Source organism: Pseudomonas sp. 2(2015) (assembly GCF_000955865.1).
Classification (GTDB): Bacteria; Pseudomonadota; Gammaproteobacteria; order Pseudomonadales; family Pseudomonadaceae; genus Aquipseudomonas.
On the sequence record NZ_JYOF01000017.1, the window covers coordinates 16715 to 33178 of the forward strand.

Here is a 16464-nt window from a genome sequence, read left to right on the forward strand (position 1 = left end):
ATGACGGCCGCTGTCTTGGGCGTGGCCGTCCTGTTATGATGAGCACCCCGATGCAACCCTCGGGGCAAAAGACGTCGTATTTAACCACAAGCGCGCAGTCGAAACCAAAGGCTGTGCCGCCCGCTGATTCGAGCATGTCCGAGATCATTCAACTTCGCGCAGAGGTGCCGTCCGAATTGGGCGGGCAACGCCTCGACCAAGTCGCCGCCCAATTGTTCGCTGAGCACTCGCGCTCGCGCCTGTCCACCTGGATCAAGGAGGGGCGCCTGACGGTCGATGGCGCTGTCCTGCGTCCGCGCGATATCGTCCACGGCGGTGCGCTGCTGGCGCTCGATGCCGAGCAGGAAGCCCAGGGCGAGTGGGTGGCCCAGGACATCGAGCTGGATATCGTCTATGAAGACGACCACATTCTGGTGATCAACAAGCCTGCCGGGCTTGTGGTCCACCCGGCTGCGGGCCACGCCGATGGCACCCTGCTCAATGCCCTGCTGCACCACGTGCCGGACATCATCAACGTGCCGCGCGCCGGTATCGTCCACCGCCTGGACAAGGACACCACCGGTCTGATGGTGGTGGCCAAGACCATCCAGGCGCAGACCCAGCTGGTTGCCCAGTTGCAAAGCCGCAGCGTCAGCCGCATCTATGAATGCATCGTGATCGGTGTGGTCACGGCCGGCGGCAAGATCAACGCGCCGATCGGTCGCCACGGCGGTCAGCGCCAGCGCATGGCGGTCACCGAAGGCGGCAAGCCTGCGGTCAGCCACTATCGCGTACTGGAGCGCTTCCGCTCGCACACCCACGTGCGGGTCAAGCTCGAAACCGGGCGTACCCACCAGATTCGCGTGCACATGGCCCACGTCAACTTCCCGTTGGTCGGCGACCCGGTCTACGGCGGGCGCTTCCGCATTCCGCCAGCGGCCAGCCTGACCATGGTCGACGCGCTCAAGACCTTCCCGCGCCAGGCCCTGCATGCACGCTTCCTGGAGCTCGACCACCCGGTGACCGGCGAGCGCATGGGTTGGGAATCGGCGCTGCCGGACGACTTCGTCTGGCTGCTGTCGCTGCTCAAGCAGGACCGCGAGGCGTTCGTCGGATGAGCGAGCTGACGCAAGCGCTGCTGTTCCCGGACTGGCCTGCGCCAGCCGGGGTGCGCGCCTGCGTCACTACGCGCAGCGGCGGGGTCAGCCTGCCGCCCTATGAAAGTTTCAACCTCGGTGATCATGTTGGCGATGCGCCAGCAGCGGTGGCCGAGAACCGCCGGCGCCTGACCGCCGAGTTCGGCATCCAGCCGGCCTGGCTCAAGCAGGTGCATGGCGTAGTTGTAGCCGATGCCGACCCTGGCGTTATTGCCGAGGCTGATGCCAGCTACAGCGATACCCCCGGCATTGCCTGCACGGTCATGACCGCCGACTGCTTGCCGGTGCTGTTCTGCGACCGCGCCGGCACCCGCGTAGCCGCCGCCCACGCGGGCTGGCGCGGGCTGGCCAACGGTGTGCTGGAGGCGACCCTGAAGCGCTTGGCACTGCCGCCCGAAGAGGTGCTGGTGTGGCTGGGCCCGGCGATTGGCCCGCAAGCCTTTGAAGTCGGCCTTGAGGTTCGTGATGCGTTCACGACCGTTCATCCGGAAACTGCCCAGGCCTTCGTGCCCGGTGCCCAGCCCGGCAAGCTGATGGCCGACATCTACCAGCTGGCCCGCCTTCGCCTTGCAGCGCGCGGCGTCAATGCCGTCTATGGTGGTGGCTTGTGCACCGTCAGCGACCCGCGCTTCTATTCTTATCGGCGCACCCCGCAGGGTGGCCGCTTCGCTTCGCTGGTCTGGCTGGCAGCGCGCTGACCTGGATCAAGCCCGCCTAGCTTGAATCTTCCAGAATCACCCTTATCTACAGTGGTATCTCTGGCAGGTTTTTCTTCATCAGGTGTGTCCATCGCTCCGACCTGCCCATAAAGGAAGGTAACCCATGCGAATAGACCGTTTGACCAGCAAGCTGCAATTAGCATTATCCGATTCCCAATCCCTGGCCGTGGGTATGGACCATCCGGCCATCGAGCCTGCGCACCTGGTGCAGGCCCTGATCGATCAGCAGGGCGGTTCGATTAAGCCGTTGCTGATGCAGGTCGGCTTTGACGTCAACAGCCTGCGCAAGGCGTTGAGCAAAGAGCTCGACCAGCTGCCGAAAATCCAGAACCCGACCGGCGACGTCAACATGTCCCAGGACCTGGCGCGTCTGCTCAACCAGGCCGACCGCCTGGCCCAGCAGAAGGGCGACCAGTTCATCTCCAGCGAGCTTGTGCTGCTGGCGGCCATGGACGAGAACAGCAAGCTTGGCAAGTTGCTGCTCAGCCAGGGCGTGAGCAAAAAGGCCCTGGAAAATGCCATCAGCAACCTGCGCGGCGGCGAGGCGGTCAATGACCCCAACGCCGAAGAGTCGCGCCAGGCCCTGGACAAATACACCGTCGACCTGACCAAGCGCGCCGAAGACGGCAAGCTTGACCCGGTGATCGGCCGTGACGATGAAATCCGCCGGACCATCCAGGTGCTGCAACGCCGGACCAAGAACAACCCGGTGCTGATCGGTGAGCCTGGCGTCGGCAAGACCGCCATCGCCGAAGGCCTGGCCCAGCGCATCATTAATGGTGAAGTGCCGGACGGCCTTAAAGGCAAGCGCCTGCTGTCGCTGGACATGGGCGCGCTGATCGCCGGTGCCAAGTTTCGCGGTGAGTTCGAAGAGCGCCTCAAAGGCTTGCTCAACGAGCTGTCCAAGCAGGAAGGGCAGATCATCCTGTTCATCGACGAGCTGCACACGATGGTCGGTGCCGGTAAAGGCGAAGGCTCGATGGACGCCGGCAACATGCTCAAGCCGGCCCTGGCCCGTGGTGAACTGCACTGCGTCGGCGCCACTACGCTGAACGAGTACCGCCAGTACATTGAAAAGGACGCAGCGCTTGAGCGGCGTTTCCAGAAGGTGCTGGTAGAAGAGCCGAGCGAAGAAGACACCATCGCCATCCTGCGTGGCCTCAAAGAGCGTTACGAGGTGCACCACAAGGTGGCGATCACCGACGGCGCGATCATCGCCGCGGCCAAGCTCAGCCATCGCTACATCACTGACCGGCAGCTGCCGGACAAGGCCATCGACTTGATCGACGAAGCGGCCAGCCGCATCCGCATGGAGATCGACTCCAAGCCGGAAGTGCTCGACCGCCTGGAGCGCCGCCTGATTCAACTGAAGGTTGAGTCCCAGGCGCTGAAGAAAGAGGACGACGAGGCCGCGCTCAAACGCCTGGAGAAACTCACCGAAGAGATCGCCCGGCTGGAGCGCGAGTACGCTGACCTGGAAGAGATCTGGACCTCGGAAAAAGCCGAAGTACAGGGCTCGGCGCAGATCCAGCAGAAAATCGAGCAATCGCGTCAGGAGCTCGAAGCGGCCCGGCGCAAGGGCGACCTCAGCCGCATGGCCGAGCTGCAGTACGGGGTGATCCCGGACCTGGAGCGCAGCCTGCAGATGGTCGACCAGCACGGCAAGGCGGAAAACCAGCTGCTGCGTAACAAGGTGACTGAAGAAGAGATCGCCGAAGTCGTGTCGAAGTGGACCGGCATCCCGGTGTCGAAGATGCTCGAAGGCGAGCGGGAAAAACTGCTGAAGATGGAAAGCCTGCTGCACGAGCGGGTGATCGGCCAGGAAGAAGCCGTGGTGGCCGTGTCCAACGCCGTACGCCGTTCGCGTGCCGGCCTTTCGGACCCGAACCGTCCGAGCGGCTCGTTCCTGTTCCTCGGCCCGACCGGTGTCGGTAAAACCGAGCTGTGCAAGGCGCTGGCGGAATTTCTCTTCGACACTGAAGAGGCCATGGTGCGCATCGACATGTCCGAGTTCATGGAGAAACACTCCGTGGCTCGCCTGATCGGTGCTCCACCAGGCTACGTAGGGTATGAAGAGGGCGGCTACCTGACCGAAGCCGTGCGGCGCAAACCTTATGCGGTGGTGCTGCTGGACGAGGTCGAGAAGGCCCACCCGGATGTGTTCAACGTGTTGCTGCAGGTGCTGGAAGACGGTCGCCTGACTGACAGCCACGGACGGACGGTGGATTTCCGTAATACCGTGATCGTCATGACCTCCAACCTGGGCTCTTCGCAGATCCAGGAGCTGGTGGGTGATCGTGAAGCGCAGCGTGCGGCGGTGATGGATGCCGTGGGTTCGCACTTCCGGCCGGAGTTCATCAACCGGATCGACGAAGTGGTGGTGTTCGAACCGCTGGGTCGCGAGCAGATTGCTGGCATCACCCAGATACAGCTCGGCCGCCTGCGCAGCCGTCTGGCCGAACGTGAGCTGAGCCTTGAGCTGAGCCCCGAGGCGCTGGATAAACTGATCGCCGTCGGTTACGACCCGGTCTATGGCGCACGGCCGCTGAAACGGGCGATCCAGCGCTGGATCGAGAACCCGTTGGCGCAGCTGATTCTGTCGGGCCAGTTCCTGCCTGGCAGCGCTATCACGGCGAAGGTCGAGGGCGAAGAGATCGTCTTCGCCTGAGTTTTCGGCGGGTTACGCTAAGGCCTCGAATTTCGAGGCCTTTTTTCTTTGCATTTTTTCTCGAGTGCTTGTAAAGTGCGCCCCGCTGTATGTCGCCCCGCAGCTTCCCGGCAAAATTGGGAATCTGAAAAAAAGTTGCAAATCAGTAAGTTGAATGCAAATTAGGGGTTGACAAGGGTTTTGAAAGTTGTAGAATAGCGCGCCTCAGAGACATGAACGCAGCGATGCACAAGGTCGAAGAGTTCGAAGCGGTAGTGATACAGCACTCGAAATTGCAGCACTGTTGTAATTGAAATTGATAGTTCCGCGATAGCTCAGTCGGTAGAGCAAATGACTGTTAATCATTGGGTCCCAGGTTCGAGTCCTGGTCGCGGAGCCAAATTTCAAGCCGGGGTATAGCGCAGTCCGGTAGCGCGCCTGCTTTGGGAGCAGGATGTCAGGAGTTCGAATCCCCTTACCCCGACCATCTTAGGGTCGTTAGCTCAGTTGGTAGAGCAGTTGGCTTTTAACCAATTGGTCGTAGGTTCGAATCCTACACGACCCACCATTTTTGAATCCGGTACGCTGGGTTCAAATCTTAAAAGGTTGGTTTGCCATTAGCAGCCAGCCATAAAAAAGGCACCTTAATCGGAGCCTTTTTTTTTACCGGGGTATAGCGCAGTCCGGTAGCGCGCCTGCTTTGGGAGCAGGATGTCAGGAGTTCGAATCCCCTTACCCCGACCATCTTCAGAAAGAAGGGCACCTTGCAAAAGGTGCCCTTTTTTCGTTTCTGCGCCCTGGCTGATACTATCCGGCTATTTCCTGCAAAGGAGTTGCGCCGTGCCCCTGAAAACCTCCGTGTACATCGCCACCAGCCTCGATGGCTTCATCGCCCGTGAGAGCGGTGAGCTGGACTGGCTGATGGTTGCCACCAGCTCCAGTGACGATCACGGCTATGCGGCGTACATGGCCACCATCGACACCCTGGTCATGGGCCGCAACACCTTCGAGAAGGTCCTGACCTTTGGCGAGTGGCCGTATCCGCACAAGCGCGTGGTGGTGCTGAGCAGCACCTTGCAGCAGGCCGATATGCAGCATGGCGTTGAAGTGCACCCGGGGCCGGTCGCCGACCTGGTCGAGCACCTGAATGAAACAGGCGCCAAGGGCCTGTACCTCGATGGCGGGCAGGTGATTCAGAGCTTCTTGCGCGAAGGCCGGCTGGATGAACTGACCATCACCCGCATACCGGTGTTGCTGGGCAGCGGTATCCCGCTGTTCGGGACCCTGGCGAAGGACGTGACGCTGCAGCATATGCGCAGCACCACCTTTGAAAGCGGCTTTGTGCAGAGTACTTACAGGGTACTCAAGTAGAGCTTACAGCTTCCACAGGGATTGATGTCAGGCCTGCTTGTTAAGGTAAACATAGAACCCTGCGGGAGCTGGCCTTGCCGGCGATGAGGCCGGCACTGCCACTAACAATTGAAACTCAGTGCAGCTTCAACCGCGGCTCAGTCCCGCGACCAATCCGGCTGCCGAGCATCAGCATCAGCGTACGGAAAGTCCCATACAGCGCCATCTGGTGCATGCGATACAGCGACACATAGAACATCCGCGCCAACCAGCCCTCGAGCATCACGCTACCGGTCAGGTTGCCCATCAGGTTACCCACCGCCGAGAAGCGCGACAGCGACACCAGCGAGCCGTAATCCCGGTACGCATAAGTCGGTAACGGCTTGCCTTCCAGGCGCGCCTTGAGCCCCTTGGCCAGCAACGACGCCTGCTGATGCGCAGCCTGTGCCCTTGGCGGCACGTTACGGTCGCTGCCCGGTTGCGGGCAGGCAGCACAGTCGCCAAAGGCGAAAATGTTGTCGTCCAGAGTAGTCTGCAGGGTAGGGCGCACCACCAATTGGTTGATCCGGTTGGTTTCCAGGCCGTCGATGTCTTTGAGGAACCCCGGCGCCCGAATACCCGCCGCCCACACCTTGAGGCTGGCCTGAATCACCTCGCCATTGCTGGTGCGCAGCTCATCGGCCGTCACTTCGCTGACCGCCGCGTTGGTCATCACTGTCACCCCGAGTTTTTCCAGGGTCTTGTGCACCGGCACGCTGATGCGCTCCGGCAGGGCTGGCAGCACCCGCGGGCCGGCTTCGATCAGGGTGATGTGCATGTCTTTTGGCTGGATACGATCCAGGCCATAAGCCGCCAGTTCGTGGGCCGCGTGATGCAGCTCGGCGGCAAGCTCGACACCGGTGGCACCGGCACCAACGATGGCCACGCTGATTTTTTCATGGGCCTGATCACCTGCGTGGGCACGCAGGTAATGGTTGAGCAGTTGCTGGTGGAAACGCTCGGCCTGCTTGCGGGTGTCGAGGAACAGGCAATGCTGCGCCGCGCCCAGGGTGCCGAAGTCGTTGGTGTTGCTGCCCACCGCGATCACCAGGGTGTCGTAGCCCAGGGTGCGCGCAGGCAGCAGCTCGCGACCGTCCTCATCGAGGGTCGCGGCCAGCTGGATCTGCTTGGTTTCGCGGTCCAGGCCGCTCATGCGCCCGAGCTGGAACTGAAAGTGATTCCACTTGGCCTGGGCCACGTAGTTCAGTTCGTCTTCGGAAGAGTTGAGCGAGCCGGCCGCCACTTCGTGCAGCAGCGGCTTCCAGATGTGCGTCAGGTTGGCGTCGACCAGGGTGATGCTGGCGCTACCCTTTTTGCCCAGGGTCTTACCCAGGCGGGTCGCCAGTTCCAGGCCGCCGGCGCCGCCGCCGACAATCACTATACGGTGAGTCATGGAGATATCTCATAAGGTTTACGGAATTCGGGTCTTGAGTGGTAGGCCGCACGGGGCGGGCGTTGTGGGCGAGCGCTAGGCAGCTCATAGCACCAGTTGACTCAAGAGGCGGCTCAACAAGCCGAGCGCAACCGTCACTGCCACCACCAGCACAAGGAGCAGCCAGGGCCGGAAAGGCTTGCGCTCGACTTGGTGCTGAGGGGCTTGCAGGTATTCATCGACACGACGCTGGTCATCGGGATTCAGGCGGCTGGTCATGAGGGCCTCGTCAGATAGACGCTTGTGACTGTGGGAAAGCTACAGTGTTCACTGTAGTAGCTCGAAGGTGGCCCATCTTTCAGTCACTTGGCTGTCTTTATAACGAATGATTGCGCTTTGTATCACCGGCGCAGAATTTATGCCATCGGGCTTTGGCAGGGGGCCAGCTCAGAGGCTGATTCCGACATCAAAAACGATGCTGCGCCCCAGATTGCCACGCAAGAAATCCGGCGCATCGGGGTGGGCGAACAGCACCCGGGCGAAGGTCGGGCCCACCAGCGACAACGAGCGCCAGCCCTGGCGCAGGTATTCGGTGGGTGGCGGGAAGTGGCTATTGAGGTCGAGCACTTCGCGCTTGAGGCTGGCGAAGGCAATGATGTCCAGCTCGCTCAGGTCGAGGCCGCGTTCCTGATAGTTGTGCGATTTTTTCCGCAAGGTCGGTGCCAGGCGCTGCAGCAGTTCCTGGGCGCTGATCCGCCGTGGCCGGGCTTCGCGGCGCACCAGCTGGCTCAACGAAAAGGCACTGCGCCGGCGCTGCAGCTCTTCGCGCCACTCGTCGTTCAGGCGCCGGCCCTCATCGAGGACAAAAAACACCTCGAAGGCGGCATCGCGAAACAGCACGTCAGGCGGCTCTTGCCCGGCGGCGGCAAAATCTTCGCTGCGGTAGGGAATATTCAGGCCTTGCAGCAGGCGCTGGCAGACCCAACGCTCACGTTCCCATTTACGGGCATTGGATAGAAACGCATTGGCTTGTTCGGCCTGAATGGTGAGCAGGCGCAAGTAGTCTGAGTCGTCCATGGGCACAAGCTTAGCGTTCAATTGAGCTTTGCAGGAAATGTCTGCAAGGCCATTGCTGCAACGCCGGGCCAGCGCCTAGACTGCGCACCCGTTGTGGGCTCAGTGAATATCAGGGAAGAAACATGAGCGTAGTGAAGATGGGCGGCATATTCGGTTCCGGCACAGTGGTCTGTGCCCTGGTGGTGTACGGCGTGGGCTTTCTATTCTGGACGCCTACCGTGCCTTACGACACCCCGGATGGCCGCTATATAGTGCTCAAGGAGGGCGATTCAGCGCCCTACAGCGTCAAGCTCATCGACCATCGCGGCGCAGAAGATGAAATCGTGCGCAGCTACGCCGAGTTCAACCCCAAGGTGCTCAGCGTCATGCCCGGCGATTACCGCATGCGTCTGACCCTGAACGAGTTCGCTTGCTACGGCGCCTGGGCCGATGTGCAGGTGTCGGCGACCACCGTCAGCGTGGTCGAGCTGCAGCGCAACCCGAGTTGCCAGCCCGCAGACTGGCTGGTTGAAGGCGCAGTGTTCCGCCTGTTCGAGGCACCCAAAGCACCGGCGGAGGCTGATCAAGCCAGCCCCGAGGTGTAGACTGCCCCCAGGTCTATTGCCTTACTCGCACAAGGGTTATTTGCCGTGATCAGTGCCGCCGTACTTTCCAGCCAGACCCTGACCATCGCCTGGGTCGCCTATGTGCCCGTGCTGATCTGGGCGGTGGCGCGTACCCGCTGGCTGGAACTGTTCGCTGACAGCCGGCGCCAGCACTTGCTGTTTGGTACGGTGTTCGCCTTGTTTGCCCTGTGGCTGGTACGCCGCGACTTCGACACCGGGGTGTCGTATCACTTTATCGGCATGACCGCCGTCACCCTGCTGCTGGACTGGCCGCTGGCGATTGTCGGTGGCTTGCTGGCGCAGCTCGGCCTGCTGGCGCTGGGGCGTCAGGACCTGGCGGCTATGGGGGTCAATGGCCTGCTGCTGATCGGCCTGCCGGTGCTGGTCACCGAGGTGTGCGCGATCCTGGTGGAGCGAGCCCAGCCGCGCAACCTGTTCGTCTATATCTTCTGTTCAGGCTTTTTTGCCGCGGCGCTGTCGGCACTCTTGTGCCTGCTCGGTGGGCTGGGGTTGCTGTGGATGGACGGGCGGTTCGTCATGCCGGAGTGGATCGAGGACTTTATCGGCTACCTGTGGCTGATCATCTTCCCCGAAGCCTTCATCAACGGCATGGTGGTCAGCGCCCTGGTGGTGTTCTGCCCGGAGTGGCTGGAGACCTTCAACCGGACCCGCTACCTGCAGGCCCCGTGGAAGGATGACGACCCCGAGCGCTGAGGCCTCAGTGACGCGGGTCGAGTTCGCCGGAGAACAGCTCGTCTTCGGCATCCGGAGCGACCGGAATCTTGTGCTCTTCCGAGGCCCAGGCACCCAGGTCGATCAGCTTGCAGCGGTCGGAACAGAACGGCCTAAACGCGCTGGCCGCGCTCCATTCCACAGGGGCGCCACAGGTCGGGCAATCTACGGTCGTTGGTTGGCTCATGCTTGGCCTCCTCGCAAAGTCAGGTAAAAGTGGTGCAGGCGGTCGACCTCCGAATGCAGCCAGGCCAGGTCGCGGTCGTTGACGATCACGTCGTGGGCGTGGCTAAGGCGTTGTTCACGGCTGGCCTGGGCCTTGAGGATGGCCTGCACCTGCTCAGTGCTGGTCTGGTCGCGCAGCAGGGTGCGTTGCACCTGCAGTGCCTGCGGCGCATCGATCACCAGCAGGCGGTCGGTGCGTTTGTACTGGCCAGACTCGACCATCAACGGCGAAACAAACACCGCATAGGGCGACTCGGCCTTGGCCAGGTAGCTGAAGATCTCCTGGCCGATCAAGGGATGCAGCAGCGCTTCGAGCCACAGCCGTTGCTGCGGGTCGGCGAAGATCAGCTCGCGTAGGGCGGCGCGGTTGAGCTGGCCGTCTTCGAGCAGCACCCCCGGGCCGAAACGCTCGACGATACTCGCCAGCGCCGGGCGGCCCGGCTCGACCACCCAGCGCGCGGCCTGATCGGCGTCGACCAGGTGCACACCCAGCTCGACAAAGCGCTGCGCGGCGGCGCTCTTGCCACTGCCGATGCCGCCGGTGAGGCCGAGAATCCAGGGGGTGAAAGCAGCGGTGGTCATCAGAATCCGGAATATTTCAGATAGGAAGTGGTTATTTGACCACCCCAGAGCAGCGCGATCCAGCCCGCAATGGCCAGATAGGGACCAAAGGGGATCGGCGTGCTCGCCTGCTTGCGCTGCAGGCGCAGCATAACCAGGCCGATCACCGCCCCCAGCAGCGACGACAACAGCAAGGTCAGCGGCAAAATCTGCCAGCCGCCCCAGGCGCCGAGCATGGCCAGCAACTTGAAATCGCCATAGCCCATGCCCTCTTTACCGGTGACCAGCTTGAACACCCAAAACACCGACCACAGGCTCAGGTAACCGGCCACCGTGCCCCATAAGGCATCCTCCAGCGGCACGAACAGTTCAAAGGCATTGGCGATCAGCCCCAGCCACAACAACGGCAGCACCAGGGCATCGGGCAGCAGATGGTGCTCGATATCGATCAAGCTCATGGCCAGCAGGCCCCAACTCAGCACCATCAACGCCAGGGCCGCGACGGTAAAACCCAGATGCCAGGCGGCAAACAGCGTCAGCGCCCCGCAGGCAATTTCCACCAGCGGGTAGCGCGGGCTGATGCGCGCCTGGCAAGCGGAACAGCGCCCGCGCAAGGCCAGGTAACTCACCACCGGTATGTTTTCCCACGGGCGAATGCGGTGGGCGCAATGCGGGCATTGCGAGGGCGGTAAAAACAGGTCGAAGCGCGGCGCTTGTGCCTCGCTGGGCAACGCCAGTACCTCACGGGCTTCGGCCTGCCATTGGCGTTCGAGCATGATCGGCAGGCGATGCACCAGCACATTGAGAAAACTGCCGACAATCAGCCCGAGCAACAGGGCGAAGCTCAGGTACATCAGTGGCTGGCTGGCCAGGGTGTTCAACAGGTTCATGGTCAGATCACATTGCCCAGCTGGAAGATTGGCAGGTACATGGCGATCACCAGGCTGCCCACCAGCAACCCCAGGATCAGCACGATCAACGGCTCGAGCATGGCCGTGAGGGTGTCGAGCAGGTGGTCGATGGCCTGTTCATAATGGCTGGCGATCCTGGCGAGCATATCGTCCAGCGTGCCGGCTGTCTCGCCAATGGCGCACATCTGCACCACCAGCGCCGGGAACAGCCCGCTGGTGCGCAACGCCACGTTCAAGGCCAGACCACTGGCAAGGTCGTCGCGCACCTTGTGCACCGCCTGCTCATACAACGGATTGCCGCAGGCCCCGGCAACCGGCCCCAGCGCCTCCACCAGCGGCACCCCGGCGGCAAACGAGGTCGACAGGGTGCGGGCAAAGCGGGCGAGGGCGGCATGCCGGAGCAGGCTGCCAAGCACCGGCAAGCGCAGCGCCACGCGCACCAGCCACAAACGCACCCCAAGCTTGTGCCGATAAGCCCAAACCAGCGCACTACAAGCGCCGCCGAACGTTATCAACAGCCACCCAAGGTGCGCGCCCAGCCACTGCGACAAGCCAATCACCTGTTGAGTAAACGCCGGCAGCTCGGCACCAAAACCGCCGAACAACGACTGAAAGCGCGGCACCACCTCCAGCAATAACAACGCCGACACCCCAAAGCCCACCAGCAACACCAGCAGAGGATAGGTCATGGCTTTTTTCAGCCGCATGCGCAGGGCCTGGCGTTGCTCCTGCAGCGCCGCCACCTGGGCCAGCACCGTCTCCAGGCTGCCGGACTGCTCACCGGCGTCCACCAGGTTGCAGTACAGCCGATCGAAGTGCTGCGGGTGGCGGCGCAGCGCAGTGGCCAGGCTGCTGCCGGCGGCGATATCGGCCTTGATCGCCCCCAGCAGGCTGGCCAGCGCCGGGTTGGCGCTGCTCTGGGCCACTACATCCAGCGCCTGCAACAGCGCCACCCCGGCCTTGACCAGGGTTGCCAACTGGCGGCTGAACTGGCTCAGCGCCTTGCCATCCAGGGGCCGCCGCCATTGCCACAACGGCGGGCGCACACTGGCGATACGCCCCGGGCGAATCCCGCGCTGGCGCAACTGCGCCCTGATCAACGCCGGGCTGCGCGCCGCACTCTGGCCGCTGATCAAGGCGCCCTGGGCGTTGGTGCCTTGCCAGCGGTACATCCGGTTGCTTTCGGTCATCGCCACATCCTTGTTGCGCTGCCTTGCACAAGCCTGGTAACAGCTCCAGGCCCCGAGTGGCGAGCAGGGTTGCCCGCCGCCCACTAGAGTAGTCGAGCCAGAGCGACCGAATGACCGTCACGGGGTGACAAAAGGTGTCTGTTCGGGCCTACTGGCGCGCCTGCTGGCGCCGCACCACTGCGGCCGGCATGAACTGATTTTGTGAGGGAGAGTGTCCATGAAAGGGCAACGCGGTATTACCTTGATCGAACTGATGATCGTGGTGGCGATCATCGGCATTCTGGCGACCATCGCCTTGCCGATTTACACCAACAGCCAGGTCCGCAGCAAAGCCACGGCGGCCCTGGTAGAAATTTCTGCGCTCAAGACCGCCTTCGACCTGCGCCTGAACGAAGGCAAAGACATCGCCAACGTCGCCGCCCTGGGCGGCCAGGAGCGCACCGCCCACTGCGCCATCACCGCCAGCGGCACCGCGGCCACGGGCGTGGGCAGCATCGTCTGCACCCTGATCGACGCCCCGGCCATCGCCACCGACAAAACCATCACCCTGACCCGCGCCGCAAGCGGCTGGGCCTGCACCAGCACCCTCAACGAAGACCTCGCCCCGGCAGGCTGCAAAGCCCTCTGAAACAGACGCAATTGCTGTTAATAAACAGTGATTTGCGTAAGCGATCCGGCAGTGGTAGCGTTATCGCCACGCCGGTGTAGCTCAGTCGGTAGAGCAGCGCACTCGTAACGCGAAGGTCGCAGGTTCGATTCCTGTCTCCGGCACCAGTTCAGGTTCCAGCGAAGGCTACCAAAATCTCTGGAACCCCCGTAAAACCCGCCTTCTGGCGGGTTTTTTCGTTTATGGCGTTCCGTCGGAATCCGACAGCTGCCAGCCGATTTAGGGGTAACGGTTGGGATAAAGTCGATTCGATAAAGGGGTTTACCCTTATGGCTCGTACTACTGCTCCCCTGACCGACACCGCATGCCGCTCGGCCAAACCTACTGACCGCCCCTACAAGCTCTTTGACGGTGACGGTCTTTACCTCCTCGTTTACCCCAACGGCCGCAAAGGCTGGCGCTTCAGGTATGTAAACCGGATGGGCGAGAGGGGCTGACCTCCTTTGGCAACTATCCCGTCATCGGTCTCGCAGATGCTCGACAGAAGCGTCTGGAGACTAAGCGGATGCTGGCGGAAGGCATTGATCCGATCGCGTCCAAGCAGCAGGCCAAGGCCGAAGCGGTTGTCAGAGGACACACATTCGAACGCGTTGCCCTGGACTGGCATAAGGAAATGTCCGTGAAGTGGGCGCCTGGCCATTCCCGGACCGTGCTGAGTCGTTTGAAGACTCACGTATTCCCGCTGCTAGGCGCACGGGCCATCGTTGATCTTGATACCTTAGACCTCATGCAGCCGCTTGAGGCAATCAAGAAGCGCGGCACGATCGATGTGGCTTTGAGGGTACAAAACTACCTGCAGAGCATCATGCGTGAGGCAAAGCGGCTGCGGCTGATCACGGTGAACCCGGCATATGACCTTGAGGGCTTCATCAGCGCGCCACGGGTTACGCATCGACCTGCACTCCCGCTGTCTCGTCTGCCTGAGTTGATGGACCGAATCGAGAACTACAAGGGACGCACGCTCACTCGGCTGACTGTGATGTTGTCGCTTCATGTGTTTGTTCGCTCCAGCGAATTGCGCTTCGCACGTTGGAGTGAGTTCGATCTGAAGCGCGGCATATGGGAGATACCTGACACGCGGCCCGCTTTGGAAGGCGTCCCGTATTCGACCAGAGGCACGAAGATGGCGGGCGACATCCATCTTGTCCCTCTGTCACCGCAAGCGGTGGCGTTGCTCGAACAGATTTATGCGATCACGGGGTACTCCGATCTGGTGTTCACCAGTGACGCTCGTTCGTGGAAGCCTATGTCCGAAAACACGGTAAACAGCGCTCTGCGGAACATGGGCTACGACACCAAGACCGAAATCTGCGGGCATGGCTTTCGGTCCATGGCGTGCAATGCTTTGGTCGAATCCGGGCTTTGGTCAGAGACGGCTATCGAACGGCAGATGAGCCACAGGGAGCGCAACAACGTTCGGGCGGCGAATATCCACAAGGCCGAGTTCCTAGAGGAACGGCGAATGATCATGAGTTGGTGGAGCCGTTACCTCGAAGCGAACCGGCAGGAGCATATCTCGCCGCATGAGTTCGCGAATCAGACCGGGGCAAATGTTTCTAGCCTAAGAGCAAGGCGTGGCGCAGTCGAGTGAGCGCACGGCTTTGAAATTTCTATGATCTGCTTTCCATGCGGGTCCATCCAAACAGGGCTGCAAAGCCGCCCTGTTTGGATGGACCTCACCTAAAAAATCTAAAGCTCCCAATCGGCCACTGGAAACCACGGGATTCCGTACACGGCCAATGCCATTTTCAACCGCAAAATCCAGCGGGCGTGTCCCTTGACCCTCCCGGATTGCGGGCGTAGAAAAGACAGTGCAAAGGCTGTCGTTGACAGCACCCCAGGTGATCCGAACCTCAAAGGTCACGCCGCTCCTGCGGTGGTTCTCCCCAAGGGCGATTCGCATCCGGCAGCTCGCCTGGTCACTACCCATGTGATGGATGCTCTTACACATATGGCGCTCGTGCGCCGATACACCGTACCTCGCTGCCCTGCAGCAACCTATCCGCTTGGCCGGCTATTGCGCCAACCTGTGCCCGTCTCTTTTTCCAGAAAAGAGACGGGCGCTCCTGACACTGCTGCAGCCCTGATCGCATATGGCTTTGCGGCAACCCCCCTCGTGACAATCGGCGTGACAAACGCCGATTGTCACCAGCAACAGTCATGTAGATGGTGGTGCCGCAGACCAGGGAATGGACTGCACCTGACTGACAGTCAGGCATGCCCCGGTCATCGCATTGCTGCTTGCACATGGCTCAGGATCTCGCGGCACTGGTCTCGTCAGCCAATGCTGCCTCCACCCGCCCACCGGTAACGGTGCTCAGGAGGCCAGATCATGAGATGCCCTTGCTCCCGGACGTAAGGAGCCGCCAGTCCCGCGTAGTGGACATTCCCCACAGGTCGCAGGGGTCTTGATCCCTGATAACACTCAGCATTCTTGGCGGGATGACGTGGGGCGAGGATCAGAGAACGAAAAATGAGGTGCGCGATATGGCATTGGTGGGTAGACGCGATGGCCGCAATTTCGGTTACGGCAGACAATTGAGCTACGCAGGACCGCAGGCGCTGAAAGACATGTTCGGCGGCGGTCATTACGGCACAGTCAAGGCGCACTGTGACCGGTGGCTGGCTTTCGTGAAGTGGTGCCGCTCCGAACAGGGGCCAGGTATCAATGATGCGCGGCAGATTGATCGGAAGGTGTTGGCTGACTATGCGGGGTATCTGCGCGACGCGGTTGGGCGCGGAGACCTCGCTGTTAGCATCGCACAAAATCGGCTATCCAGCGTTAACAGGACCATGGCGGCGCTTCGCGGTGACCAGTGGGTGAAATTGCCAAGTCCGAGCAAGGCATTGGGTATGCAGCGCACCGGGATTCGCCACTCAGTGCCCCAGGGCCAAGACCGCGATCAGGCTAAGCAGATCGTCGATGCGCTTTGCCGCCATCATCATCTGCGGGCCGCCGCGATCGTTCTGTTGGCGCGAGCCACCGGCATGCGCTTGCGTGAGACCATCTTGGCTGACCTGTCACGGTTATGCCGTGAGGCTAACGACCTAGGCAAAATTAACATTCAGGATGGCACCAGAGGCCGCCGCGCTGGCGCCTCTGCGCCACGTTGGATTGCGGTGGACGGCCATGTTCGCGTGGCGCTTAGGTTTGCATGGCAGGTGTCGCCTTCCGGTAGTCGCAACCTGATTGCTCCACACGAAAGCTACCTGTGTAGTGGTCAACTAATCCC

At 61.6% G+C, this 16464-nt stretch carries 15 protein-coding genes, 5 tRNA genes and 1 pseudogene; 14 read left to right on the forward strand and 7 right to left on the reverse strand.

Annotated features, from left to right (window positions below):
• Nucleotides 1–134: 134 nt before the first annotated feature.
• The 8 genes from rluD to UB48_RS21590 all read left to right on the forward strand — a co-directional run bounded on the left by rluD (nucleotide 135) and on the right by UB48_RS21590 (nucleotide 5873).
• Nucleotides 135–1097 (forward strand): 23S rRNA pseudouridine(1911/1915/1917) synthase RluD, encoded by a 963-nt coding sequence (gene rluD, locus UB48_RS21555; RefSeq protein ID WP_038998723.1) that lies wholly within the window; start codon nucleotides 135–137, stop codon nucleotides 1095–1097.
• Entirely contained in the window at nucleotides 1094–1834 is a 741-nt protein-coding gene (gene pgeF, locus UB48_RS21560; RefSeq protein WP_045200812.1) for a peptidoglycan editing factor PgeF, read from the forward strand. Before rluD ends, pgeF begins: the two co-directional genes overlap by 4 nt.
• A 124-nt stretch (nucleotides 1835–1958) precedes the next feature.
• Nucleotides 1959–4523 carry an ATP-dependent chaperone ClpB gene (clpB, locus tag UB48_RS21565; protein ID WP_045200814.1) on the forward strand — a complete coding sequence of 855 codons (2565 nt, stop codon included), beginning with the start codon at nucleotides 1959–1961 and terminating at the stop codon, nucleotides 4521–4523.
• A gap of 303 nt (nucleotides 4524–4826) precedes the next feature.
• Nucleotides 4827–4902: transfer RNA gene (locus UB48_RS21570), tRNA-Asn, on the forward strand.
• Between the two features lie 10 nt (nucleotides 4903–4912).
• Nucleotides 4913–4989 (forward strand) — tRNA-Pro (locus UB48_RS21575).
• Between the two features lie 5 nt (nucleotides 4990–4994).
• Nucleotides 4995–5070 (forward strand) — tRNA-Lys (locus UB48_RS21580).
• A 99-nt stretch (nucleotides 5071–5169) separates the two neighbouring features.
• Nucleotides 5170–5246: transfer RNA gene (locus tag UB48_RS21585), tRNA-Pro, on the forward strand.
• 96 nt (nucleotides 5247–5342) lie between these two features.
• On the forward strand, nucleotides 5343–5873 hold the full coding sequence (locus tag UB48_RS21590) for a dihydrofolate reductase family protein (RefSeq protein ID WP_052676553.1): 531 nt from the start codon (nucleotides 5343–5345) through the stop codon (nucleotides 5871–5873).
• Between the two features lie 115 nt (nucleotides 5874–5988).
• On the opposite strand, the gene UB48_RS21595 is transcribed toward UB48_RS21590, so the two are convergent.
• The 3 genes from UB48_RS21595 to UB48_RS21605 all read right to left on the reverse strand — a co-directional run bounded on the left by UB48_RS21595 (nucleotide 5989) and on the right by UB48_RS21605 (nucleotide 8340).
• Nucleotides 5989–7284, reverse strand: coding sequence for an NAD(P)/FAD-dependent oxidoreductase (locus UB48_RS21595; protein WP_045200816.1), 1296 nt, complete (start codon nucleotides 7282–7284; stop codon nucleotides 5989–5991).
• 84 nt (nucleotides 7285–7368) lie between these two features.
• Complete coding sequence (locus UB48_RS21600; protein WP_045200819.1) at nucleotides 7369–7542, reverse strand: DUF3094 family protein; 174 nt, start codon at nucleotides 7540–7542, stop codon at nucleotides 7369–7371.
• A 168-nt stretch (nucleotides 7543–7710) separates the two neighbouring features.
• Entirely contained in the window at nucleotides 7711–8340 is a 630-nt protein-coding gene (locus UB48_RS21605) for a DUF1780 domain-containing protein (protein ID WP_010220617.1), read from the reverse strand.
• A 122-nt stretch (nucleotides 8341–8462) separates the two neighbouring features.
• Here UB48_RS21605 and UB48_RS21610 point away from each other — a divergent pair, with 122 nt between their 5' ends.
• Together UB48_RS21610 and UB48_RS21615 are read left to right on the forward strand one after the other, a co-directional pair.
• On the forward strand, nucleotides 8463–8924 hold the full coding sequence (locus tag UB48_RS21610; protein WP_156160230.1) for a hypothetical protein: 462 nt from the start codon (nucleotides 8463–8465) through the stop codon (nucleotides 8922–8924).
• A gap of 45 nt (nucleotides 8925–8969) precedes the next feature.
• Nucleotides 8970–9659 carry an energy-coupling factor ABC transporter permease gene (locus tag UB48_RS21615; protein ID WP_045200823.1) on the forward strand — a complete coding sequence of 230 codons (690 nt, stop codon included), beginning with the start codon at nucleotides 8970–8972 and terminating at the stop codon, nucleotides 9657–9659.
• Between the two features lie 4 nt (nucleotides 9660–9663).
• Here the strand turns inward: UB48_RS21615 and yacG are convergent, their stop codons facing one another.
• The 4 genes from yacG to UB48_RS21635 are packed head-to-tail and all read right to left on the reverse strand — an operon-like array spanning nucleotide 9664 to nucleotide 12564.
• Nucleotides 9664–9864, reverse strand: a complete 201-nt coding sequence (gene yacG / locus UB48_RS21620) for a DNA gyrase inhibitor YacG (protein ID WP_045200825.1) — start codon at nucleotides 9862–9864, stop codon at nucleotides 9664–9666.
• Nucleotides 9861–10484, reverse strand: coding sequence for a dephospho-CoA kinase (coaE, locus tag UB48_RS21625; protein ID WP_045200827.1), 624 nt, complete (start codon nucleotides 10482–10484; stop codon nucleotides 9861–9863). Before coaE ends, yacG begins: the two co-directional genes overlap by 4 nt.
• Nucleotides 10484–11353, reverse strand: coding sequence for an A24 family peptidase (locus tag UB48_RS21630; RefSeq protein ID WP_045200829.1), 870 nt, complete (start codon nucleotides 11351–11353; stop codon nucleotides 10484–10486). The genes coaE and UB48_RS21630 overlap by 1 nt, the downstream gene beginning before the upstream one ends.
• Nucleotides 11354–11355: 2 nt before the next feature.
• Complete coding sequence (locus UB48_RS21635) at nucleotides 11356–12564, reverse strand: type II secretion system F family protein (protein WP_045200831.1); 1209 nt, start codon at nucleotides 12562–12564, stop codon at nucleotides 11356–11358.
• A 217-nt stretch (nucleotides 12565–12781) separates the two neighbouring features.
• On the opposite strand from UB48_RS21635, the gene UB48_RS21640 reads away from it, so the two are divergent.
• The 4 genes and pseudogenes from UB48_RS21640 to UB48_RS21655 form a co-directional block, all read left to right on the forward strand.
• Nucleotides 12782–13192, forward strand: coding sequence for a pilin (locus UB48_RS21640; RefSeq protein WP_045200833.1), 411 nt, complete (start codon nucleotides 12782–12784; stop codon nucleotides 13190–13192).
• 70 nt (nucleotides 13193–13262) lie between these two features.
• Nucleotides 13263–13338: transfer RNA gene (locus UB48_RS21645), tRNA-Thr, on the forward strand.
• A gap of 162 nt (nucleotides 13339–13500) precedes the next feature.
• Nucleotides 13501–14822: pseudogene (locus UB48_RS21650) on the forward strand (tyrosine-type recombinase/integrase).
• Between the two features lie 896 nt (nucleotides 14823–15718).
• The coding region (locus UB48_RS21655) for an integrase (RefSeq protein ID WP_045200843.1) at nucleotides 15719–16464 on the forward strand (746 nt) is incomplete at its 3' end.